Origin of the sequence: Acidovorax sp. YS12 (assembly GCA_021496925.1) — a bacterium.
Taxonomy (GTDB): domain Bacteria; phylum Pseudomonadota; class Gammaproteobacteria; order Burkholderiales; family Burkholderiaceae_C; genus Paenacidovorax.
The window spans coordinates 4,051,940-4,072,345 of record CP053915.1; the positions used below are offsets into that span (position 1 = coordinate 4,051,940).

Annotated in this window: 17 protein-coding genes and 2 CRISPR repeat arrays; of the genes, 11 read left to right on the forward strand and 6 right to left on the reverse strand. The window is 66.5% G+C overall.

What is annotated here, in order from left to right; translation table 11 throughout:
• The first annotated feature begins 86 nt into the window (after positions 1-86).
• A CRISPR array of direct repeats spans positions 87-1,495; the repeat unit is 28 nt; unit sequence GTTCGCTGCCGGATAGGCAGCTCAGAAA.
• Between the two features lie 97 nt (positions 1,496-1,592).
• A complete protein-coding gene (locus tag YS110_18155; GenBank protein ID UJB66542.1) occupies positions 1,593-2,678 on the forward strand; it encodes an IS630 family transposase in 1,086 nt (361 codons plus the stop codon).
• Positions 2,679-2,692: 14 nt separating this feature from the next.
• Positions 2,693-4,582: direct repeats of the CRISPR family, unit length 28 nt; unit sequence GTTCGCTGCCGGATAGGCAGCTCAGAAA.
• Between the two features lie 60 nt (positions 4,583-4,642).
• Here YS110_18155 and ruvB read toward each other — a convergent pair.
• On the reverse strand, positions 4,643-5,692 hold the full coding sequence (gene ruvB, locus YS110_18160; GenBank protein UJB66543.1) for a Holliday junction branch migration DNA helicase RuvB: 1,050 nt from the start codon (positions 5,690-5,692) through the stop codon (positions 4,643-4,645).
• Positions 5,693-5,707: 15 nt separating this feature from the next.
• Positions 5,708-6,280, reverse strand: coding sequence for a Holliday junction branch migration protein RuvA (ruvA, locus tag YS110_18165; protein ID UJB66544.1), 573 nt, complete (start codon positions 6,278-6,280; stop codon positions 5,708-5,710).
• 49 nt (positions 6,281-6,329) lie between these two features.
• Between ruvA and YS110_18170 the strand changes: the two genes are divergently transcribed.
• The 4 genes from YS110_18170 (at position 6,330) to YS110_18185 (ending at position 10,800) form a co-directional block, all read left to right on the forward strand.
• On the forward strand, positions 6,330-7,280 hold the full coding sequence (locus tag YS110_18170; protein ID UJB66545.1) for a PhoH family protein: 951 nt from the start codon (positions 6,330-6,332) through the stop codon (positions 7,278-7,280).
• A 56-nt stretch (positions 7,281-7,336) separates the two neighbouring features.
• Positions 7,337-7,789: an rRNA maturation RNase YbeY gene (gene ybeY / locus YS110_18175; GenBank protein ID UJB66546.1), complete on the forward strand. Its 453-nt coding sequence runs from the start codon at positions 7,337-7,339 to the stop codon at positions 7,787-7,789.
• Between the two features lie 86 nt (positions 7,790-7,875).
• Entirely contained in the window at positions 7,876-8,625 is a 750-nt protein-coding gene (locus YS110_18180) for a sulfite exporter TauE/SafE family protein (protein ID UJB66547.1), read from the forward strand.
• A 90-nt stretch (positions 8,626-8,715) separates the two neighbouring features.
• Positions 8,716-10,800 (forward strand): TonB-dependent receptor, encoded by a 2,085-nt coding sequence (locus tag YS110_18185; GenBank protein UJB66548.1) that lies wholly within the window; start codon positions 8,716-8,718, stop codon positions 10,798-10,800.
• A gap of 105 nt (positions 10,801-10,905) precedes the next feature.
• Here the strand turns inward: YS110_18185 and lysM are convergent, their stop codons facing one another.
• Positions 10,906-11,394 carry a peptidoglycan-binding protein LysM gene (lysM, locus tag YS110_18190; protein ID UJB66549.1) on the reverse strand — a complete coding sequence of 163 codons (489 nt, stop codon included), beginning with the start codon at positions 11,392-11,394 and terminating at the stop codon, positions 10,906-10,908.
• A 145-nt stretch (positions 11,395-11,539) separates the two neighbouring features.
• Between lysM and YS110_18195 the strand changes: the two genes are divergently transcribed.
• Entirely contained in the window at positions 11,540-12,337 is a 798-nt protein-coding gene (locus tag YS110_18195; protein ID UJB66550.1) for a type III pantothenate kinase, read from the forward strand.
• Between the two features lie 21 nt (positions 12,338-12,358).
• Here the strand turns inward: YS110_18195 and YS110_18200 are convergent, their stop codons facing one another.
• The 3 genes from YS110_18200 to YS110_18210 form a co-directional block, all read right to left on the reverse strand.
• Positions 12,359-13,135, reverse strand: a complete 777-nt coding sequence (locus YS110_18200; GenBank protein UJB66551.1) for a hypothetical protein — start codon at positions 13,133-13,135, stop codon at positions 12,359-12,361.
• 36 nt (positions 13,136-13,171) lie between these two features.
• Positions 13,172-13,840 carry a TetR/AcrR family transcriptional regulator gene (locus YS110_18205; GenBank protein UJB66552.1) on the reverse strand — a complete coding sequence of 223 codons (669 nt, stop codon included), beginning with the start codon at positions 13,838-13,840 and terminating at the stop codon, positions 13,172-13,174.
• A 163-nt stretch (positions 13,841-14,003) separates the two neighbouring features.
• Positions 14,004-14,681 carry a phasin family protein gene (locus tag YS110_18210; protein ID UJB66553.1) on the reverse strand — a complete coding sequence of 226 codons (678 nt, stop codon included), beginning with the start codon at positions 14,679-14,681 and terminating at the stop codon, positions 14,004-14,006.
• Between the two features lie 231 nt (positions 14,682-14,912).
• On the opposite strand from YS110_18210, the gene YS110_18215 reads away from it, so the two are divergent.
• From YS110_18215 to rfbC, 5 genes are all read left to right on the forward strand, one after another.
• A complete protein-coding gene (locus YS110_18215) occupies positions 14,913-16,901 on the forward strand; it encodes an SDR family oxidoreductase (GenBank protein ID UJB66554.1) in 1,989 nt (662 codons plus the stop codon).
• Between the two features lie 66 nt (positions 16,902-16,967).
• Positions 16,968-18,029: a dTDP-glucose 4,6-dehydratase gene (gene rfbB, locus YS110_18220; protein UJB66555.1), complete on the forward strand. Its 1,062-nt coding sequence runs from the start codon at positions 16,968-16,970 to the stop codon at positions 18,027-18,029.
• On the forward strand, positions 18,026-18,916 hold the full coding sequence (gene rfbD, locus YS110_18225) for a dTDP-4-dehydrorhamnose reductase (protein UJB66556.1): 891 nt from the start codon (positions 18,026-18,028) through the stop codon (positions 18,914-18,916). Before rfbB ends, rfbD begins: the two co-directional genes overlap by 4 nt.
• A 12-nt stretch (positions 18,917-18,928) precedes the next feature.
• On the forward strand, positions 18,929-19,816 hold the full coding sequence (gene rfbA, locus YS110_18230; GenBank protein ID UJB66557.1) for a glucose-1-phosphate thymidylyltransferase RfbA: 888 nt from the start codon (positions 18,929-18,931) through the stop codon (positions 19,814-19,816).
• A complete protein-coding gene (gene rfbC, locus YS110_18235; protein UJB66558.1) occupies positions 19,816-20,361 on the forward strand; it encodes a dTDP-4-dehydrorhamnose 3,5-epimerase in 546 nt (181 codons plus the stop codon). Before rfbA ends, rfbC begins: the two co-directional genes overlap by 1 nt.
• The last annotated feature ends 45 nt before the right edge of the window (positions 20,362-20,406 follow it).

Sequence of the window (20,406 nt, forward strand, 5' to 3'; positions counted from 1 at the left end):
TTACGCGGTAAGTCAAAAATTGGCTGGATGGCTTTGAATGACTCTTTATTCTTTAATAATCAAAGAGTTGGATGCATGAGAACGAGGTTCGCTGCCGGATAGGCAGCTCAGAAAGTCCTGGCGCAATCCCGGCGCGCACCGTCAACGTTCGCTGCCGGATAGGCAGCTCAGAAATTTTCCAGCTCATTGAGCTTCGCCGTGTCCTTGTTCGCTGCCGGATAGGCAGCTCAGAAATCGAAGTCATGGCCGCCGAAGCTGTGATCTACGTTCGCTGCCGGATAGGCAGCTCAGAAAACCAGGAACCGCGACGGCAGCCCCGGCAAGGAGTTCGCTGCCGGATAGGCAGCTCAGAAACGCGAAAGCCTGGATGCCGAAGTAGCCGGCCAGTTCGCTGCCGGATAGGCAGCTCAGAAAAAGGCCCAGGCCACTCCGAAAACCATGGATTTGTTCGCTGCCGGATAGGCAGCTCAGAAATCCGTCTCGCCCGATGAATGGTGGCTGATTGGGTTCGCTGCCGGATAGGCAGCTCAGAAAATCGACCGCGTGACGCGCGGCGCCGTCGTCGTGTTCGCTGCCGGATAGGCAGCTCAGAAAACCTCCAGCTCTGTCACGTCAAAAACCACCTGGTTCGCTGCCGGATAGGCAGCTCAGAAACGAGCCCGTGCCAGACCGCCCAGCCATGCCCACGTTCGCTGCCGGATAGGCAGCTCAGAAACATTTCGCCCGTTTTGGCCCCTCTGGGCGCCCGTTCGCTGCCGGATAGGCAGCTCAGAAAAAGCGGGCGCAAGCCAAGGAAGGCAGTGCAGCGTTCGCTGCCGGATAGGCAGCTCAGAAAAAGTCCATGCGGCTGAGTGGGCGCGTGGTCCTGTTCGCTGCCGGATAGGCAGCTCAGAAAACGATGTCGGCGGCCTGGCCGGTTGTGTGGTCGTTCGCTGCCGGATAGGCAGCTCAGAAAAGAAGGCGACAGCCACTTACATCAGCAACGCCGTTCGCTGCCGGATAGGCAGCTCAGAAAAGGCTGTGGGTGGCGTTCGTCGGCGACCCATCGTTCGCTGCCGGATAGGCAGCTCAGAAAATCCTGGGCTACAAGCCGCACACGATCCGCGTGTTCGCTGCCGGATAGGCAGCTCAGAAAATCACGCGCCCACTGGCGGTGGCCTGCAAGAAGTTCGCTGCCGGATAGGCAGCTCAGAAAAGCCAGGCCATCACCAAGACGATGCGCGAGAGGTTCGCTGCCGGATAGGCAGCTCAGAAATTGCCGTCCCAGTTGGTCAGGCCGGTGAGTTCGTTCGCTGCCGGATAGGCAGCTCAGAAATTGCCGTCCCAGTTGGTCAGGCCGGTGAGTTCGTTCGCTGCCGGATAGGCAGCTCAGAAATGAGTCGGAGCTTTACGCGATTGATACTGCGCGTTCGCTGCCGGATAGGCAGCTCAGAAAAGAGGGACGCGGCCATGGTTGCGTGGCGATTCGTTCGCTGCCGGATAGGCAGCTCAGAAATCTGCACGCACCAACTAGTGTCGTGAGTTAGAAGTTCGTTGAACTAATCGAAGATGGCCGAATCGATCGTGTACCGTATGCACACGACGAGGCGGCCATGCGAGGAAGACCCAAGGCAGAACTGGTGCTGAGCGAAACCGAGCGCGAGCAGCTCACAGCGCTGACGCTGCGGCGCAAGACCGCGCAGGCGCTGGCGTTGCGCGCTCGCATTGTTCTGGCCTGCGCCGAAGGCGTGGACAACCAGGTGGTTGCAAGCCGCCAGCGCGTGACGCAGCAGACGGTTTCGAAGTGGCGCGCCCGATTCGTCGAGCATCGGCTGGACGGACTGCTGGACGCCCCTCGGCCTGGCGCACCGCGAACGATTGACGACGCGCGGGTCGACGCCGTAATCGCCAAGACGCTGGAGAGCGTTCCCGATGCGGCGACGCATTGGAGCACCCGCACCATGGCGCGCGAAACCGGCATGTCGCAAACGGCGGTGTCTCGCATCTGGCGCGCATTCGGACTCCAGCCTCATCGCCAAGAGACCTTCAAGCTCTCCAGCGATCCCCTGTTTGTGGAGAAGGTGCGCGACATCGTCGGGTTGTATCTGGACCCGCCGCTCATGGCCATGGTCCTGTGCGTGGACGAGAAGAGTCAAATTCAGGCACTCGATCGCACGCAGCCCCTGCTGCCCCTGGCCCCGGGCATCCCCGAGCGGCGTACCCACGACTACGAGCGCCACGGCACGACCACGCTCTTCGCGGCGTTGGACATTGCCACCGGGTCCGTCATCGGGGACTTGCATCGCCGCCATCGAAGCGCGGAGTTCCTGCAGTTCCTGCGCACCATCGAGGCCAACGTGCCGGCGGTGCTGGACATCCACCTCGTGATGGACAACTACGGAACACACAAGACTCCTGCCATCAGAAGCTGGCTTGCCCGGCATGCGCGCTTTCACGTGCACTTCACCCCGACCTCTGCGTCCTGGCTGAACCAGGTCGAGCGCTGGTTCTCCACCCTGACGCAAAAGTACATCCGCCGCGGCACTCATCGCTCCACACGACAACTCGAACAGGCGATCAGGCACTACATCAAGAACAACAATGACCACCCGAAGCCGTTCGTGTGGTCCAAGACCGCCGACGACATCCTCGCGAGCGTCGAGAGATTTTGTTTGCGAACTTCTAACTCACGACACTAGATAGCGTCGAGCGCGTTCGCTGCCGGATAGGCAGCTCAGAAATATGCCATCCGAAGGGCAGAGGAAGGCGTCGTGTTCGCTGCCGGATAGGCAGCTCAGAAATCATGGCGGTTAGGCAACGCGCTCGCCCGCGATGTTCGCTGCCGGATAGGCAGCTCAGAAAGTCACGTTTCCTGTGACGGGAGCCGAGAACCGGTTCGCTGCCGGATAGGCAGCTCAGAAAGGGCTTCACCCTGAACCCGAACCCAGGAAGTTGTTCGCTGCCGGATAGGCAGCTCAGAAATTGGGGCAATGCTCAGGCGCTGCGCTACACCCGTTCGCTGCCGGATAGGCAGCTCAGAAATCTTCCAGCTCAAGCCAGCGGTCAATGATCCTGTTCGCTGCCGGATAGGCAGCTCAGAAAAGATCCAGATTGCGAGCGGTAGCGGCATGGTCGTTCGCTGCCGGATAGGCAGCTCAGAAAAACTGGAAAGACCTGTTCGCGCGCTTCCCCGAGTTCGCTGCCGGATAGGCAGCTCAGAAAGTGGTGAGCAACGGCCAGACCATCAACTGCGCGTTCGCTGCCGGATAGGCAGCTCAGAAAATCCCGGGCGAATTGAAGCGCCGCTGCCCCCAGTTCGCTGCCGGATAGGCAGCTCAGAAACGCCACGCCAGCGACCTGCCTGCGCTCGACGTGTTCGCTGCCGGATAGGCAGCTCAGAAAGACACGTGCGCCAGCATGCAGGCCCTGGGCGAGTTCGCTGCCGGATAGGCAGCTCAGAAAGCCTCGGCTTCGTCGGTGGGCACGGCCTCGATGTTCGCTGCCGGATAGGCAGCTCAGAAAGCCGTCGAGAGCGCTATGGCATCGGGCAACGCGTTCGCTGCCGGATAGGCAGCTCAGAAAGACGTGCTGCTGCGCGTGACGCGCGGCGCGCAGTTCGCTGCCGGATAGGCAGCTCAGAAAAGTCGCAGCCCAGCCAGGCGGCGCGGATCAGCGTTCGCTGCCGGATAGGCAGCTCAGAAAGTTGAGCGCCTGCGCCAGCGAGTTTCGCTGCAGTTCGCTGCCGGATAGGCAGCTCAGAAAAAGGACACACGACCACCTTGGACAGGTTGCGCGTTCGCTGCCGGATAGGCAGCTCAGAAACTCTCGCTTGGCTTCCTGGGCGGCTTCGTGCTTGTTCGCTGCCGGATAGGCAGCTCAGAAATGCTGGACGATAGCGACTTTGCTGCATGCTGGGTTCGCTGCCGGATAGGCAGCTCAGAAAACCAGATCAACACCGAATGGGTGGAGAAGTACGTTCGCTGCCGGATAGGCAGCTCAGAAAAGCCTCATGGGCCTGGACCCCGCCGCGCTGCCGTTCGCTGCCGGATAGGCAGCTCAGAAAAGCGGCCCACGGCACGGCGCACCATCGTGCTGGTTCGCTGCCGGATAGGCAGCTCAGAAAATGATCGTGGCGATCGCCGTCAGCAGCATCAGGTTCGCTGCCGGATAGGCAGCTCAGAAAAAGGGCAACATCACGCTGCACACCTACGACGGGTTCGCTGCCGGATAGGCAGCTCAGAAAGTCAGGGCTTTTGCCCAGTAGATCGCGGAGATGTTCGCTGCCGGATAGGCAGCTCAGAAACTAACGGGAAGCGACAGCAGGCACAAGCATGGGTTCGCTGCCGGATAGGCAGCTCAGAAAACAGCGCCCACACCTTGCGCTCGCGCGGGCTTGTTCGCTGCCGGATAGGCAGCTCAGAAAATGTTCTGGATCAGCGTGGCCTTCTGCACGCCGTTCGCTGCCGGATAGGCAGCTCAGAAATCACCGCGCGCTGGATCATCACGCGCACCGTGGTTCGCTGCCGGATAGGCAGCTCAGAAAAGCAGCGGCCAAAGCTTGCGCTTGTCGATGCTGTTCGCTGCCGTATAGGCAGCCCAGACGGGAGGGTTCTAGCTACCGCGCAAAGGTTGCCTCCAGAACTGTCCCCGACCCCCAGGCTTCCTAAAAAAGCCCGCCCCCCTGCGGCGGCGCCACGCCCAGGTGGCGGTAGGCGGCCAGGGTGGCGATGCGCCCGCGCGGGGTGCGCTGCAAGAAGCCCTGCTGGATCAGGTAGGGCTCGATCACGTCTTCGATGGTGCCCGGCTCCTCGCCGATGCTCGCGGCGATGTTGTCCAGCCCCACGGGGCCGCCGTCGAAGCGGTGGATCACGGCCTCCAGCAGCTTGCGGTCCATCACGTCGAAGCCTTGCGGGTCCACGTCGAGCAGCGCCAGCGCGCGCTGGGCGATGTCCAGGGTGATGCAGCCGTCGCCCTTCACGTCGGCGTAGTCGCGCACGCGGCGCAGCAGGCGGTTGGCGATGCGCGGCGTGCCGCGCGAGCGGCGGGCGATCTCGGCGCTGCCCTCGGGGTCGATGGGGGCCTGCATCAGCGCGCTGCTGCGCGTGACGATGCGCGACAGTTCCTCGGGCGTGTAGAACTCCAGCCGCGCGACGATGCCGAAGCGGTCGCGCAGCGGGTTGGTGAGCATGCCGGCGCGCGTGGTGGCGCCTACCAGGGTGAAGGGTTGCAGGTCGAGCTTGATGCTGCGCGCCGCGGGCCCTTCGCCGATCATGATGTCGATCTGGTAGTCCTCCAGCGCGGGGTAGAGGATTTCCTCCACCACGGGCGAGAGGCGGTGGATCTCGTCGATGAAGAGCACATCGTTGCGCTCCAGGTTGGTGAGCAGCGCGGCCAGGTCCTTGGGCTTTTCCAGCACCGGGCCGCTGGTCTGGCGCAGTTGCACGCCCAGCTCGGCGGCGATGATGTGGCTGAGCGTGGTCTTGCCCAGGCCGGGCGGGCCGAAGAGCAGCACGTGGTCCAGCGCCTCAGAGCGCTTCTTGGCCGCGCCAATGAAGATTTCAAGCTGCTCGCGCGCCTTGGCCTGGCCCACATAGTCGTCCAGCAGCTTGGGGCGCAGCGCGCGCTCCAGCGCTTCTTCCTGCGGCGAGGCAGGGGCGGCGGAGACCACGCGCTTTGGTGGCGCGGGGGCGAAGTCGTCGGTGTGGATGGTCATCGCGGGGCGCTGCGGTTACTTGGCCAGCGCCTTCAGCGCCAGCTTGATGCCTTCGCTTACGCCCACGTCGGCCGGCAGGGCCTTGAGGGCAGCGGCGGCCTCCTTGTCGCTGTAGCCCAGGGCCAGCAGCGCCTGCAGGATGTCGGCCTGGCTGTCGTCGACTGCGTGGGCGCGCGCCCCCATGTCGGCGCCGAGCTTGCCCTTGAGCTCCAGCAGCAGGCGCTCGGCGGTTTTCTTGCCGATGCCGGGCACCTTCACCAGGCGGCCGCTCTCCTGCAGCGAAATGGCCTGCGCCAGGTCCCGCACGCCCAGGCCCGAGAGGATGGACAGCGCCGTGCGCGGCCCCACGCCGCTGATCTTGATGAGTTCGCGGAACGCCTGGCGCTCGGGCGCCGTGCCAAAGCCGTAGAGCAGCTGCGCGTCCTCGCGCACGATGAACTGGGTGAGCAGGCCCACGCGCTCGCCCACGGCGGGCAGGTTGTAGAAGGTGCTCATGGGCACCAGCACCTCGTAGCCCACGCCGTTGCAGTCCACCAAGACCTCGGGGGGGTTCTTTTCCAGCAGCGTGCCGGTCAATTTGCCTATCATGCGAATCCTTTGCCGCACCTTCGGGCGGCGACCCACGGAATTATCAAGCGTGATCCTGCGCCACACCTTCACCCCGCACAACAACCTGCGCCTGTCCCACCTGTGCGGCCCGGCCGATGCGCACCTGCGCACCATCGAGCTGGCGCTGCAGGTCAAGATCGCCCACCGGCACGAACAGTTCAAGGTGGACGGCCCCAAGGCCGCCGCCCAGCAGGCCATGGAGCTGCTGCAGGCGCTGTATGAAATGGCCGACCGCCCGATCCAGGACGACATGCTGCAGCTCATGCTGGCGGGCGACAGCGCCATGGTCGAGGCCGGGGACGGCGCCCAGGTGCTGCACACGCGCCGCGCCGACCTGCGCGCGCGCACGCCGCGCCAGAGCGTGTACCTGGACAACATCGCCACGCACGACATCACCTTCGGCATCGGCCCGGCAGGCACGGGCAAGACCTATCTCGCCGTGGCCTGCGCCGTCGATGCGCTGGAGCGCAGCCAGGTGCAGCGCATCGTGCTCACGCGTCCGGCCGTGGAGGCCGGCGAGCGCCTGGGCTTCCTGCCCGGCGACCTGACGCAGAAGGTGGACCCGTACCTGCGCCCGCTGTACGACGCGCTGTACGAGCTGATGGGCTTCGACAAGGTGCAGAAGGCCTTCGAGCGCAACGCGCTGGAGATCGCGCCGCTGGCCTTCATGCGCGGGCGCACGCTGAACAACGCCTTCGTCATCCTCGACGAGGCGCAGAACACCACGCCCGAGCAGATGAAGATGTTCCTCACGCGCATCGGCTTCGGCGCCAAGGCCGTGGTCACGGGCGACGTGAGCCAGGTCGATCTGCCCAAGGGCGCCATGAGCGGCCTGGTGGACGCGGAGCGCGTGCTCCAGCGCGTGCAGGGCATCGCCATCTCGCGCTTCACCAGTGCCGACGTGGTGCGCCACCCGCTGGTGGCGCGCATCGTCGATGCCTACGACGCGCAACGCAGCCGGCGCAGCCCAGCCGCCTGATTCTTCTCCCGATTTGATAGCTGCCAGCGCTTGTCTGGCGGGCGCTGGAGGCCAAAATGGCTTTGAACCAACTCACCCTGTCCCTGCAATTCGCGCGCGATGCCGCCGAACACCGCGCCACCCTGCCGCGCCACAAAGTGGCGCGCTGGATACGCCACGCGCTGGCCGTGGACGCGGAGATCACCGTGCGCATCGTCGGCACCGGGGAAGGCCAGCGGCTCAACCGTGAATACCGTCAGAAGGACTACGCTACCAACGTGCTCACCTTCGACTACCAGCAGGCCCCCCTGGCCGTGGCCGACCTCGTGCTGTGCGCACCCGTGGTCGAGCGCGAGGCGCGCGAGCAGAACAAGACGCTGGAAGAACACTACGCCCACCTGCTGGTGCACGGCGCGCTGCACGCCCAGGGCTGGGACCACGAAACCAGCGCCGAAGATGCCGACGAGATGGAGGCCTACGAGACCGCCATCATGGAAGAACTGGGCTTTGCCGACCCGTATGCCAAATAGGCCAAATAGGCCAAATAGGCCAAGTAAAACACCGTAACCCGGCAGGCAACCAATACGGCGGTGCTGCCCGCCTAAGATCGGCTCCGATGTTCGATACCGCCTTGCTCCTCGCCGCCGCCTTCGTCGCTGGCGCGCTCAATGCCGTCGCCGGGGGCGGCAGCTTCCTCACGCTGCCCGCGCTGGTTTTCACCGGCGTGCCGCCCGTGGCCGCCAATGCCACCGGCACCGTGGCGCTGCTGCCCGGCTACATGGCGGGTGCCTGGGGCTTTCGCGAGGACATGGTGCCGCCGCCCGGCCTCTCGATGCGCACCGTGGTGGCGCTCTCGCTCATCGGCGGCTCGGCGGGCGCGGCGCTGCTGCTGTTCACGCCCGATGCCACCTTCAAGAAAGTCGTGCCCTGGCTGCTGCTCGCGGCCACGGCCCTGTTCGCCTTCGGGCCGCAGTTGCGCCAATGGGCCGGGGCCAGCCACCATGGCGCGCCGTCGCCGCTGCGGGCCGCGCTGGGCATGCTGGCCGTGGCGGCCTACGGCGGCTACTTCAACGGCGGCCTGGGCATCCTGCTGCTGGCGCTGTTCGGCCTGCTCGGGCAGACCCAGCTCCATGCCATGAACGGCATGAAGAACCTGGTCTCAGCCTTGCTCACGGCGATTGCCGTGGCCATCTATGCCGCGGGCGGCATCGTGCAGTGGCCGCAGGCGCTGGTGATGATGGTGGCCGCCACGGCGGGCGGCTACGGCGGGGCGCGCGTGGCGCGCCGGCTGCCCGCGCCGGTGCTGCGCTGGGGCATCGTGGCCACGGGGCTGGTGATGGCGGCGGTGTTCTTCTGGCGGCAGTAGCCTGCACGGGCGCGGCCATGCGCCAAACGGCGTATTCACCGTGCGCGCCTGGCGTGAAGAATGCAGGCGTGTTCATACCCAGGCCACGCCATGCGCTCTTTTGCCCTGTACGCCCCCTGCCTGTGGATGGCGGCCCTGCTTGCCAGCACTGCCGTCCGTGCGCAGGAAAGCCACCTTCCCGGGGTCTTCGTCCATGGCCCGCGCGATGCGGCCATCGGCACGGCCGACAGCGCCACCGAGGGGGCGGCGGAAAAAGCCGCGTTCCAGGCCCGCCCCAAGCTGCGCCCCGGGGACATCGTCGAAGCCGTGCCGGGCGTGGTGGCCACGCAGCACTCGGGTGACGGCAAGGCGAACCAGTACTTCCTGCGCGGGTTCAACCTCGACCACGGCACCGATTTCGCCATCACGGTGGATGGCATGCCCGTGAACATGCCCACGCACGGGCATGGACAGGGGTTTGCCGACTTGAACTTCCTGATTCCGGAGCTGGTGTCCGGCGTGCACTACCGCAAGGGGCCGTACTTTGCCGACGGCGGAGACTTCTCGCTCGCCGGCAGCGCCGCGCTCGGCCATGTCAGCGCGCTCGATGCGCCCTTTGCCGAGGCCACGCTCGGCGCCCACGGTTTCCGGCGCCTGCTCGCGGCGGGCTCCCGCACCCGGGAAGACCATACCTGGCTCGGCGCCATCGCGCTGGAGGGGAACGACGGCCCCTGGGACGCACCCGAGCGCCTGCGCAAGGTCAACGCCGTGCTGCGCTATTCCCACGGCACGCCGGCGCGCGGCTTCAGCCTCACGGGCATGGCCTACCAGGGCCGCTGGAATGCCACCGACCAGATTCCCGAGCGCCTGATGGCCAGCGGCGGGCTGTCCCGTTTCGGCTCGCTCAACCCCACCGACGGCGGGCGAAGCCGGCGCGCCAGCCTGTCGGGCCAGTGGTTCGCCCACACCCCCGAGGGCCAGACGCAGTTCGGCGCCTACGCCATCGACTACCGTTTCGCGCTGTTCTCGGACTTCACGTACTTCCTGAACGACCCTGTCCACGGCGACCAGTTCGAGCAGACCGACCGCCGCGGCATCTTCGGCGCGCACGCCCTGCACAGCCGGCCCAACCGCATCGCCGGGCTCGACGGCATCCTGCGCCTTGGCGCCCAGTGGCGTGGCGACCGCATCGGCGAGGTGGGGCTCTACCGCACGGTGGCACGCGAGCGCATCGCCACCGTGCGCGACGACCGGGTGGCGCAGGACCTGTTCTCGGTCCATGTCCAGCAGTTGCTGCACTTCAGCGCGCGCTGGCGTGGCTACCTGGGGCTGCGCGGCGACATGCTGCGCTACCGGGTGGACGGGCGCGAACCCGTGTACGGCAGGGCCAACAGCGGCCGTGGCCATGATGCGCTCGCCAGTCCCAAGGCGGGGCTGGCCTTCACCGCCACGCCGGCGCATGAGCTGTACCTGAACGCCGGCGCGGGGCTGCACAGCAACGATGTGCGCGGCGCCACGATCCGCACCGACCCGCAAAGCGGCCTGCCCGCCGACCCGGTGCCGGCGCTCGTGAAGGGGCGGGGCGCCGAGATCGGCTGGCGCTTCCAGCCGCACGACGGCCTGGCCCTCACGGCGGCGCTGTGGCAGCTCCAGCTCGATTCGGAGCTGGTCTATGTGGGCGACGCTGGCACCACCGAGCCCGGCCGCGCCAGCACGCGGCACGGGCTGGAGGCCACCGTGCGCTGGCAGGCCCACCCGCGCTGGCGCCTGGAGGGCGACGTGGCGCTGTCGCGCGCCCGCTTCCGGGGCCAGGCGCCCGCAGGCGAGGGCAACCACATCGACAACGCCGTGGAGCGGGTCCTCGCCGCCGGGGTGGTCTATGCCAGCGGGCCACTGACGGCGGCCCTGCGCCTGCGCTACCTGGGGCCGCGCGCGCTGGATACGCGCGGCACCGTGCGCTCGCGCGCCGCCACGCTGCTGAACCTCGGCGTCCGCCATGCCGTGGACCGGCACCTGACGCTCGGGCTCGATCTTTTCAACCTGGCCGGAAGGCAGGACAACGACATCGAGTACCTCTATGCCTCATGCACCGCTGGGGAGGTGGCGCGCGGCACCTGCGACGGCAGCATCGAGGGGCGCCACATCCACCCCGTGGAGCCGCGCAGCGCGCGCGTCAGCGCACGCTGGACGTTCTGAGGGGCCACCGCGCTGGGGTGCGGCGCGTGGCCGATTTGCTCTCAAAAAAATAGCTGCCAGCGCTTTCTGGACAAGCGCTGGCAGCTATTTTGGCTTGAAAGCCGGTTACTTGGCGAGCGGCGGGATGCGCAGCTTCTGGCCGGGGTAGATCTTGTCCGGGTGCGTCAGCATGGGCTTGTTGGCCTCGAAGATCACCGGGTACTTGTTGGCGTCGCCGTAGAACTTCTTGGCGATGGCCGAGAGCGTGTCGCCGCGCACCACGTCGTGGTACTGCGCCTCGGGCTCGGGGTTGGTCACGGCCATCTGGTTGTCCACGCTCTGCACGCTGGCCACGTTGCCGCAGCACAGGGTCACCTTTTCCTTGACGGCCTGCGTGGGCGCCTGGCCTTGCACGGTGACCTTGCCCTGGCTGCCGTCGAAGGCCACCTTCACGTCGCTCACGCCCAGGTTCTGCGCGCCGATGTAGGTGGCGATGGCCTGCGCGGCCTTGGCATTGAGTTCATCCGCGGAGGGCGCGGCGGGCGTGGCCGCCTGTGCTTCCTTGCCGCCGAACAGCTTTTCACCGGCTTCCTTGATGAAACTGAAAAGACCCATGGTCCAACTCCTGTAGGTGGTGGTTGAGTGAGATCGAAGCGCCCACTGTAACGCCGCCGTGCGGCGTGTGGCCGTGGCGCGAGACGATTGTTCACTATCGCCTAGGAGGCAGGCGCCAGCGCAAAACTCGTGATAATCGCGCCCTATGACTTTTCTGGCCATAGACGTTGGCAACACCCGCCTCAAATGGGCGCTGTACGACGCGCCCCGCCCGGGCGCGGCATTGCTCGCGCATGGGGCCGAGTTCCTGGAGCACATCGAGCGTCTGGCCGAGCATGCCTGGGGGGCCTTGCCAGCGCCTTCGCGCATCCTGGGCTGCGTGGTGGCGGGCGATGCCGTGAAGCGCCGCGTGCGCGAGCAGGTGGAGCAGATGCCGCAGTGGGACGTGACGCCGCAGTGGGTGGTGTCCTCGGTGCAGGAGGCCGGGCTGGTGAATGGCTACGACCATCCGCTGCGCCTGGGGGCCGACCGCTGGGTGGCCATGATCGGCGCGCGCCACCGCCTGCTGGCGCGCGGCGAGCGGCGGCCGCTGATCGTGGTCATGGTGGGCACGGCGGTGACCGTGGAGGCCATCGACGCCGAAGGGCGCTTCCTGGGCGGCCTGATCCTGCCGGGCCACGGCATCATGCTGCGCGCGCTTGAATCTGGCACGGCTGGCCTGCACGTGCCCACGGGCGAGGTGCGGCTTTTTCCCACCAACACCAGCGATGCGCTGACCAGCGGCGGCACCTACGCCATCGCCGGGGCCGTGGAGCGCATGTTCCAGCACCTGGCGCAGCACTGCGGCCAGGAGCCGGCGTGCCTGATGACCGGCGGCGCCGGCTGGAAGATGGCGCCGAGCATGACGCGGCCCTTCGAGCTGGTGGACCACCTGATTTTCGACGGCCTGCTCGAAATCGCCGCCCACCGCGTGGCGGCGGCGGCGCGCCAGGCGGCGGCCTGATCCGGCACGCGTCCGCGGGGGTCAGTCGTCGGCCAGTTCGGCGCGCGCCAGTTCCACGTCCAGGTGCTCCATGGCGTCCGCCGGCTCGCAGGCGGCCGCTTGTTCGTAGAGCTTGGTGGCTTCTTTCATTTTTTTGTCGCCTTCGAGCATGACCAGCGCGTTGGCGTATTCGATCATGGCGATGGCCGAGCCCGGGTTGAGCTTGAGCGCCTGCTGGAACAGCTTCAGCCCCGTGTCCTTCTTCGCTCCGTAGGTCATGCCGCCGATGAGCGCGCCCACCTTGTCGATCACTTCGGCGTGGAAGGCGCCCAGGGCGATATGGGCGTCGGCGTGCGCGGGGGCCAGGGCGATGGCCTTTTCCAGCGCGGTCTTGATCTTGCCGCCCAGGCCCTGGGCCAGCGCCTTGGCCACGCTGATGCCCTGGCTGTAGCGTCCCAGGGCGTAGGCGTGCCAATACCAGGCGTTGGCGTTGCCGGGCTCGGCCTGGGCTTGCGCTTCGGCGCGTTCGGCCACCTGGAGGAACAGGTCGAGCCGGTTCTTCTCCTTCGGCTCCAGGTAGGTGGCGTAGATGGCCTGGGCCTTGTTGGCTGCCGTGATGCCGGCGCCGCCCGCGGCCAGGCCGGCTTCGGTGGCGCGCTGGAACTCGCCGGCATGGAACAGGGCCCAGGCGTCGAGCACTTTCTTGTCGCTGGGGCAGGGTTCGGCGTCGCCCGCATGCAGGCGCGCCCATTGCTTCTTGGCGCTGGCGGCGGTGAAGGGGTAGTCGCTGGCATGGGGGAAAGCGGTCCAGGCGGCCATGGTGGTTGTCTCCTTATGGTTTTGTCGTTGAGGGTGTCAGGGTGTCGCGGTCGGTGTCTGGTAGGCGCTGGCGAGCGTGAGCAGGTGGGCGCGCTGGCTGGCCTCGAGGTAGGGCATCAGCAGGTTCAGCACGTGGTGCGCGCCGCGCAGCAGCGCGGCCTGGGCGCTCTCAGGCTCGAGTGCGCGGCGCGGGTCGCGCACGTACTCGAAGCTCAGCCAGTAGGTCAGCACCACGACCATGCTGGTGGCCGTGGGCTCCAGTTCGCGCGAGTCGATCTGCAGGGCCCCGGCGCGCTGCATGCCGTCGAGCAGCGTGCGCATGGCGCGGGTCTTGTGCTTGAGCACGGCCTGGAAATGTGTTTCCAGGCGCCGGTTCTTGGACAGCAGGTCGTTGAGGTCGCGGTACAGGAAGCGGTATTGCCAGATCAGCTCGAACAGGGTGTGCATGAAGAACCAGGCGTCTTCCACGTTGCGCACGCCGGTGCTGGCGCCCAGGAGCTCGTCCAGGCTGGCGTTGTAGCGGTCGAACAGCGCGTTGATCAGCTCATCCTTGGCCGGGTAGTGGTAGTACAGGTTGCCGGGGCTGATGCGCAATTCGGCCGATATCAGCGTGGTCGAGACGTTGGGTTCGCCAAACCGGTTGAACAGGTCCAGCGTGGTTTCCAGAATGCGTTCGGCGGTGCGGCGCGGCGCTTTTTTCACCATGGATGCGGATCCTCATGCTCGTTCTTGCGGGCTACTCTAACCGACGATGCCGCGCGCTGGCATGGGGGTTGCGCAGGGTCGATGCAAAGAAAACGGCTGCCGCACCCAAGGCGCGACAGCCGCATGGGCAGGGCGTTGCCTGCCGGGGAAATGCGCAGCGCGATCAGGCGCTGGCAGGGGTGTCCGCAGGTGCCGCGGTGGCGGGTTCTGCACCGGCGTTGCGCGGCGCTACCTGGGGAAAGGGCGGGCGCTTGGCGGCCGGCTTCTTGGCTGCGGGCTTGCTCGCAGCCTTCTCGGCAGCGGGCTTGGGTGCGGCCTTTTTCGGCGCAGGCTTGGCGGCCGGCTTGGCTGCGGCTTGCTTCGGTGCCGGGGCGGCCTTGGCGGTGGCGGCCTTCTTTGCGGCGGGCTTGGCTTCGGCCTTGGCCGCAGGCGGTGCCTTGCCCACGCTCTTGGCCAGGGCGTCGATGCGGGCGTTCAGCGCGTCCAGGTCGCGCGAGGTGGGCACGCCCAGGCGGGACAGGGCCTTGGCCACGCGGTCCTCGAAGATGGATTCGAGCTTGTCCCACTGGCCGGCGGCGCGCGAGCCGATGTCGTTGGCCATGTGGGTCACGCGGCTGGTGGCCTCGGTGATCTTTTCCTCGGCCACGGCCTGGGTCTTGCGCTGCATCGACAGGCCTTCCTTCACCAGGGACTCGAACACCTTGGAACCTTCTTCCTGGGCCTTGGCGAAGGCACCCAGGCCGGCAAGCCAGATCTGCTGGGCCGAGTCCTTGATGGCGCGCGGCAATTCGGCGCTGTTCTTTTTCTTTTCGTTGCTGAGTTTCTGCAGTTTCTTGACCATGGAAAACCTCCGGGGCAATAGGGATTGCGGTTGCCAGCATTTTGTGTTCTGGCGCGTGAGGGCAACTTTACGCCTGCAAGGCGCATGCGTGTAGGTGCCTGTTCCTAAAAACATAGAGCTCTGCGCCTACTCGCCGTGCCGCCGCACCCGCTAGCATCGCCCCGGGTTTGTGCTGAATCGGGCGCTATGGGCGCTGGGCAAGAATCGCCGAGTCTAAAGGAGCTATTTTCTATGCGGTATTTCGTCACGGGGGCAACGGGTTTCATCGGCAAGCGGCTGGTCAAGAAGCTGCTGGAGCGCAAAGGCACGGTGGTTCATTTCCTGATCCGGCCCGAGAGTGCCGACAAGGTGGCGGCGCTGCGCAGCTACTGGGGCGTGGGCGCGGCCCGCGCCATTCCCGTGCATGGCGACCTGACGGCGAAGAAGCTCGGCGTGAGCGCGGCCGACGTCAAGGCGCTCAAGGGGCAGATCGACCATTTCTTCCACCTGGCCGCCGTGTACGACCTTGCGGCCGACGTCGAGACCCAGGTGGCCGTCAACATCGACGGCACGCGCAATACCGTCGACCTGGCGCGCGCCATCGACGCCGGGCACTTCCACCACGTGTCCTCCATCGCGGCGGCGGGACTGTACGAAGGCGTGTTCCGCGAGGACATGTTCGACGAGGCCGAGGGGCTGGACCACCCGTATTTCCAGACCAAGCACGAGAGCGAGAAGATCGTGCGCCAGGAGGGCAAGCTGGCCTGGACGGTGTACCGCCCCGCCATGGTGGTGGGCGACAGCCAGACGGGCGAGATGGACAAGATCGACGGCCCGTACTACTTCTTCAAGGTGATCCAGCGCCTGCGCCAGATCCTGCCGCCGTGGATGCCGTCGGTCGGCCTGGAGGGCGGGCGCGTGAACATCGTGCCGGTCGATTTCGTGGTCGATGCGCTGGCCGCCATCAGCCACCAGGAAGGCATTGCCAGGCGCTGCTTCCACCTCGTCGATCCGGTGGGCTACCGTGTGGGCGACGTGCTCGACATCTTCTCGCGCGCCGCGCACGCGCCGCGCATGAACCTGTTCATCAACGCCGCGCTGCTGGGCTTCATTCCCCGGGGCGTGCGCAAGGGGCTGATGGCGCTGTCGCCCATGCGCCGCGTGCGCAATGCCGTCATGAAGGACCTGGGCCTGCCCGAGGACATCCTCACCTTCATCAACTACCCCACGCGTTTCGATTGCCGCGAGGCCCAGGCCGCGCTCAAGGGCACGGGCGTGCAGTGCCCCAACCTGCGCGACTACGCCTGGCGCCTGTGGGACTACTGGGAGCGCCACCTCGACCCCGAGCTGCACATCGACCGCTCGCTCAAGGGCACGGTGGCGGGCAAGGTGGTGCTGATCACCGGCGGCTCGTCCGGCATCGGCCTGGCGGCGGCGCACAAGTTTGCCGAGGCGGGCGCCACCACCATCATCTGCGGGCGCGACCAGGACAAGCTCGACGCTGCCTGCCAGGAGGCCAAGGACAAGGGCCACGCCTTCGTCACCTACGCGGTGGACATCTCCGACATGCAGGACTGCGACCGCTTCGTGCGGCAGCTCATCGCCGACCATGGCGGCGTGGACTTTCTCGTCAACAACGCGGGCCGCTCCATCCGCCGCGCCATCGAAAGCAGCTACGACCGCTTCCACGACTACGAGCGCACCATGCAGCTCAACTACTTCGGCAGCCTGCGCGTGACCATGGGCCTGATGCCCAAGATGGTGGAAAAGCGCAAGGGCCATGTGGTCAACATCAGCTCCATCGGCGTGCTGACGAACGCTCCGCGCTTCTCCGCCTACGTGGCGAGCAAGGCGGCGCTGGATTCGTGGACGCGCTGCGCCGCCAGCGAGTTCGCGGACCAGGGCGTCACCTTCACCACCATCAACATGCCGCTGGTGCGCACGCCCATGATCGCGCCGACCAAGATCTACGACAACGTGCCCACGCTCAGCCCCGACGAGGCGGCCGACCTGATCGCCCAGGCCTGCATCTTCAAGCCCGTGCGCATCGCCACCAAGCTGGGCATCACCGGCCAGGTGCTGCATGCGCTGCTGCCGCGCGTGGCGCAGATCACGATGAACACGAGCTTCCGCATGTTCCCCGACTCCGAGGCCGCGCAGGGCGAAAAGAAGGGCGGCAAGCCCCAGCTCGCCGCCGAGGCCGAGGCGCTCAAGCAGATGATGCGGGGCATCCACTTCTGAGCCGGGAGCGTGCGCGGGGGAGGGTGGGATAATTGCCCGTCTCCTTTCCACCCCTCCCCGCATTCCATGATTCTCGTGACTGGTGGCGCCGGCTTCATTGGCGCCAACTTCGTGCTCGACTGGCTCGCCTGCCAGGGTGAAGCGGTCGTGAACCTCGACAAGCTGACCTACGCGGGCAACCTGCACAACCTCGACAGCCTGCGCGGCGATGCGCGCCACGTCTTCGTGCAGGGCGACATCGGCGACCGCGCGCTGCTCGACCGCCTGCTGGCCGAGCACCGCCCGCGCGCCATCGTCAACTTCGCGGCCGAGTCGCACGTGGATCGCTCCATCCACGGCCCCGAGGACTTCATCCAGACCAACGTGGTCGGCACTTTCAGGCTTCTGGAGGCTGCAAGGCACTACTGGCAAGCGCTGGCAGCTACGGAAAAAGGAGCGTTCCGCTTCCTGCACGTCAGCACCGATGAGGTCTACGGCACGCTCGCGCCCACCGATCCTGCCTTCACCGAAGACCACCGGGTCGAGCCGAACAGCCCCTATTCGGCCAGCAAGGCCGCCAGCGACCACCTCGTGCGCGCCTGGCACCACACCTATGGCCTGCCGGTGCTCACCACCAATTGCAGCAACAACTACGGCCCGCTGCACTTTCCCGAAAAACTCATCCCGCTGATGATCGTCAACGCGCTGGCGGGCAAGAGCCTGCCCGTCTATGGCGACGGCATGCAGATCCGCGACTGGCTGTACGTGCGCGACCACTGCAGCGCCATCCGCCGCGTGCTGGAGGCGGGGCGGCTGGGCGAGACCTACAACGTCGGCGGCTGGAACGAAAAGCCCAACATCGAGATCGTCCACACCGTCTGCGCGCTGCTCGACGAACTGCGCCCGCGTGCCGACGGCCAGCGCTACGCCACGCAGATCACCTACGTGACCGACCGTCCCGGCCATGACCGGCGCTATGCCATCGATGCGCGCAAGATCGAGCGCGAGCTGGCTTGGCGCCCCGCCGAAACCTTCGACAGCGGCATCCGCAAGACCGTGCAGTGGTACCTGGAGCATCCCGAATGGGTGCAGCAGGTGCAGACCGGCGCCTACCGCGACTGGGTCGCCAAGCAATACGCAACGGCATGAACATCCTGCTTCTCGGCAAGAACGGCCAGGTCGGTTGGGAACTGCAGCGCAGCCTGGCGGTGCTGGGCCAGGTCACGGCGCTGGATTTCGACAGCACGGCGCATTGCGGCGACTTTGCCAACCCCGACGGCGTGGCCAAAACCGTGCGCGCGCTGCGCCCCGACGTGATCGTCAACGCCGCCGCGCACACCGCCGTGGACAAGGCCGAGGGCGAGCCGGAGCGGGCCCGCCTGCTCAACGCCACCACCCCCGGCAGGCTCGCCGAAGAGGCCGCGCGCCTGGGCGCCTGGCTGGTTCACTACAGCACCGATTACGTGTTCGACGGCAGCGGCGAGCGCCCCTGGGTGGAGGCCGACGCGCCCGCGCCGCTGTCGGTCTATGGCGCCACCAAGCTGGAGGGGGAGCAGCGTATCCAGCAATCCGGCTGCAAGCACCTCATCCTGCGCACGAGCTGGGTCTATGCCGCGCGCGGCGGCAACTTCGCCAAGACCATGCTGCGCTTAGGCAGCGAGCGCGAGCGCCTCACCGTGATCGACGACCAGTGGGGTGCGCCCACCGGGGCCGACCTGCTGGCCGACGTCACCGCGCACGCCATCCGCCACCTTGCCCGGCACCCGGAAGACGGCGGCCTGTACCACTGCGCGGCGGGTGGCGAGACGAATTGGCATTCGTATGCAAAATACGTTCTAGACCAAGCCAGTCAAGCGCAAGCAGCTATCAAAATGAAAGCGACTGAAATCGCTCCCGTACCCACCAGCGCCTTTCCCACGCCAGCGCAGCGTCCGCACAACTCGCGCCTGGACACCCGCAAGCTGCAGGCCACCTTCGGTCTCGCGCTGCCGCACTGGCAGCAGGGCGTGGCGCGCATGCTCACTGAAATCCTCTGACCCGTCCGCCCCATGACACAGCAACGCAAAGGCATCATCCTCGCCGGCGGCTCCGGCACCCGCTTGCACCCGGCCACGCTGGCCATCAGCAAGCAACTGCTGCCGGTGTACGACAAGCCCATGATCTACTACCCCCTCAGCACTTTGATGCTGGCGGGTATCCGCGACATCCTCGTCATCAGCACGCCGCAGGACACGCCGCGCTTCGCGCAGTTGCTGGGTGACGGCAGCCAATGGGGTGTCCGCCTGCAATACGCCGTGCAGCCCAGTCCCGACGGACTGGCGCAGGCCTTCCTGATCGGCGAGGAATTCCTCGGCGGCGCTCCCAGCGCGCTGGTGCTGGGCGACAACATCTTCTACGGCCACGACTTCCACCACCTGCTGGCCAACGCCATGGCCCGGCCCGAAGGCGCCAGCGTCTTCGCCTACCATGTGCACGACCCCGAGCGCTATGGCGTGGCTGAGTTCGATGCCCAGGGCAAAGTGCTGAGCCTCGAAGAAAAACCCAAGGCGCCCAAGTCCAGCTACGCCGTCACCGGCCTGTATTTCTACGACGCCCAGGTGGTCGAACTCGCCAAGCGCCTGCGGCCCTCGCAGCGCGGCGAGCTGGAAATCACCGACCTGAACCGCCTGTACCTGGAGCAGGGGCAGCTCAGCGTCGAGATCATGGGCCGGGGCTACGCCTGGCTCGACACCGGCACGCACGAAAGCCTGCTCGACGCGGGGCAGTTCATTGCCACGCTGGAGCAGCGCCAGGGCCTGAAGATCGCCTGCCCCGAGGAGCTCGCCTGGCGCCACGGCTGGATCGACGCGGCCCAGCTGGAGAAGCTTGCGCAGCCGCTGTCGAAGAATGGCTACGGCCAGTACCTGCTGCGCCTGCTGAAAGAGAAGGTGTACTGATGCGCGTGACCCGCCTGGCGATCCCCGACGTGGTGCTGATCGAGCCCAAGGTGTTTGGCGATGCGCGCGGCTTCTTCTTCGAGAGCTTCAACCAGAAAGCCTTCAACGAAGCCACGGCGACCTGCCACCAGTTCGTGCAGGACAACCACAGCCGCAGCGGCCGTGGCGTATTGCGGGGGCTGCACTATCAGATCGAACAACCCCAGGGCAAGCTGGTGCGCGTGGCGCGCGGCACGGTGTGGGACGTGGCGGTGGACATCCGCAAAAGCGCGCCCACCTTTGGGCAATGGGTGGGTGCGGAACTGAGCGAGGACAACCAGCGGCAGATGTGGGTGCCGCCCGGCTTCGCGCACGGGTTCGTGGTCTTGAGCGAGAGCGCGGACTTCCTCTACAAGACGACGGACTACTATGCGCCGCAGCATGAGCGGTGCATTGCGTGGAACGATGCGCAACTGGCGATTGCGTGGCCCTATGCGGGCGCGCCCAGCCTGTCCGCCAAGGATGCACAGGGTGTTTCCTTCGCGCAGGCGCCGGTGTATCCATGAACATCCAAGGCATGATCCCGATGCAGCGGGAACGTACACTTTGCC

Bases quoted from the DNA above. Each gene is read 5' to 3' on its own strand.
- YS110_18155 (UJB66542.1), top strand. From the start codon at position 1,593: ATGCGAGGAAGACCCAAGGCAGAACTGGTGCTGAGCGAAACCGAGCGC.
- ruvB (UJB66543.1), bottom strand. From the start codon at position 5,692: ATGACCATCCACACCGACGACTTCGCCCCCGCGCCACCAAAGCGCGTG.
- ruvA (UJB66544.1), bottom strand. From the start codon at position 6,280: ATGATAGGCAAATTGACCGGCACGCTGCTGGAAAAGAACCCCCCCGAG.
- ybeY (UJB66546.1), top strand. From the start codon at position 7,337: ATGGCTTTGAACCAACTCACCCTGTCCCTGCAATTCGCGCGCGATGCC.
- YS110_18180 (UJB66547.1), top strand. From the start codon at position 7,876: ATGTTCGATACCGCCTTGCTCCTCGCCGCCGCCTTCGTCGCTGGCGCG.
- YS110_18185 (UJB66548.1), top strand. From the start codon at position 8,716: ATGCGCTCTTTTGCCCTGTACGCCCCCTGCCTGTGGATGGCGGCCCTG.
- lysM (UJB66549.1), bottom strand. From the start codon at position 11,394: ATGGGTCTTTTCAGTTTCATCAAGGAAGCCGGTGAAAAGCTGTTCGGC.
- YS110_18195 (UJB66550.1), top strand. From the start codon at position 11,540: ATGACTTTTCTGGCCATAGACGTTGGCAACACCCGCCTCAAATGGGCG.
- YS110_18200 (UJB66551.1), bottom strand. From the start codon at position 13,135: ATGGCCGCCTGGACCGCTTTCCCCCATGCCAGCGACTACCCCTTCACC.
- YS110_18205 (UJB66552.1), bottom strand. From the start codon at position 13,840: ATGGTGAAAAAAGCGCCGCGCCGCACCGCCGAACGCATTCTGGAAACC.
- YS110_18210 (UJB66553.1), bottom strand. From the start codon at position 14,681: ATGGTCAAGAAACTGCAGAAACTCAGCAACGAAAAGAAAAAGAACAGC.
- YS110_18215 (UJB66554.1), top strand. From the start codon at position 14,913: ATGCGGTATTTCGTCACGGGGGCAACGGGTTTCATCGGCAAGCGGCTG.
- rfbB (UJB66555.1), top strand. From the start codon at position 16,968: ATGATTCTCGTGACTGGTGGCGCCGGCTTCATTGGCGCCAACTTCGTG.
- rfbD (UJB66556.1), top strand. From the start codon at position 18,026: ATGAACATCCTGCTTCTCGGCAAGAACGGCCAGGTCGGTTGGGAACTG.
- rfbA (UJB66557.1), top strand. From the start codon at position 18,929: ATGACACAGCAACGCAAAGGCATCATCCTCGCCGGCGGCTCCGGCACC.
- rfbC (UJB66558.1), top strand. From the start codon at position 19,816: ATGCGCGTGACCCGCCTGGCGATCCCCGACGTGGTGCTGATCGAGCCC.